The 1485-nt window shown below is 38.0% G+C and carries 1 protein-coding gene; it reads left to right on the top strand.

What is annotated here, in order from left to right:
* The first annotated feature begins 69 nt into the window (after positions 1-69).
* On the top strand, positions 70-1296 hold the full coding sequence (locus QUB52_RS29060) for an IS4 family transposase (RefSeq protein ID WP_332976350.1): 1227 nt from the start codon (positions 70-72) through the stop codon (positions 1294-1296).
* Positions 1297-1485: the final 189 nt, after the last annotated feature.

Genomic DNA, 1485 nt, shown 5'->3' with positions numbered 1-1485 from the left:
CAATACGGTTTACTTAAGGCAGGACAAGAGGTAAACTAGGTATCGTGTACAAAAAAGAGAACCAGTACAGTGAATTACAGAGAATTATTATTAGAATCTCCCAAGCTCAAAAATATCGAGATATTTAAAGCCATAGAGATAGCGATTCCATCAACAGAAATAGAAGTGGCTATCCTGAAAACAAAAGCTCAGGAAAAACGGCATCGTGAACTCCCATCACAACTCGTAGTATGTCTAATAATAGCAATGAGTTTGTGGTCAACATACTCAATGCGAGATGTATTAAAAAATCTCATTGATGGCCTGAATGAAGTTTGGTTGAAAACTGGTAAACATTGGAAAATTCCCTGTAAAGCAGCGATTACTAAAGCCAGAAAAAGATTAGGTCCAGCGGTAATGAGACAATTATTTCATCAGTTAGTGCGACCAATGGCTACCACCAAAACAGTCGGAGCTTTCATCAACGGATTGAGAGTTGTAGCAATAGATGGAACCTGTTTAGACATCCCAGACAGTGATGAAAATGCCAGAGTTTTTGGTCGTCCAGGTAGCCGTCCAGGCACAAGAGCTGCATTCCCGAAAGCTAGATTAGTTATTTTAGTAGAAACAGGAACACATTTAATATTTGACGCCTTAATCTGTCCATATAAGATGGGAGAAAGAGTCAGAGCATTAAGATTATTACGCTCAGTTACTAAAGAAATGTTGTTGATGTGGGATAGAGGTTTGCATTCATATGCAATGGTGTCAGCCACGCTCAGCAAGGGTTGTGACTATTTGGGGCGAATACCATCTAATGTGAAATTTATCAACGAAATACAACAAGAAGATGGTTCTTACCTGAGTTTTATTTATCCCCCAGGCAAATTCCGAAAAAAAGGATTTCAACCGATACAAATCCGAGTAATCGAGTACACAATTGAAAATTTAGACGACCCAAAAGCCGAAATTAGATATCGTTTGATTACAAGTTTATTAGATGCCAAAAAATTTCCAGCTAACTTACTAGCAGCCGAATATCATCAACGGTGGGAAGTCGAAAATACAATTGATGAACTCAAAGTACATCTGTCAGAACGAAAAACTCATGTTCGTTCTCAAAGACCAAGAGAAGTAGTGCAAGAAATTTATGGTCTATTATTAGGACATTGGGCCGTGCGAGCATTGATTTTTGAAGCAGCTTCGGGCGCAGAAATCTCACCATTAAGTTTATCTTTCACAGGTACATTACGAGTTATTCGTCGTGCCATCCCCAAATTTCAGCGATTAGAACCGCAAGAACTCCCCTTTTTTTAACATGGTTGAGTGGGGAGATACTTGATGCAATTTTACCTAAAAGAGTTCTAAGAAGTAACCCAAGAGTTATCAAAAAACCCGTTTCAAAATTTAAATCTAAAAAAGTTAAACACAGAGGTACTGGCATAAAAATGAATCCTCCTGTTTTTGTAATTTTAAATCCTCCCAAGCCTTAAGTAAACCGTATTG

Source organism: Microcoleus sp. A6-C6 (assembly GCF_036705955.1).
Classification (GTDB): Bacteria; Cyanobacteriota; Cyanobacteriia; order Cyanobacteriales; family Microcoleaceae; genus Microcoleus.
This window is presented reverse-complemented; position numbering and strand designations above follow the sequence as displayed.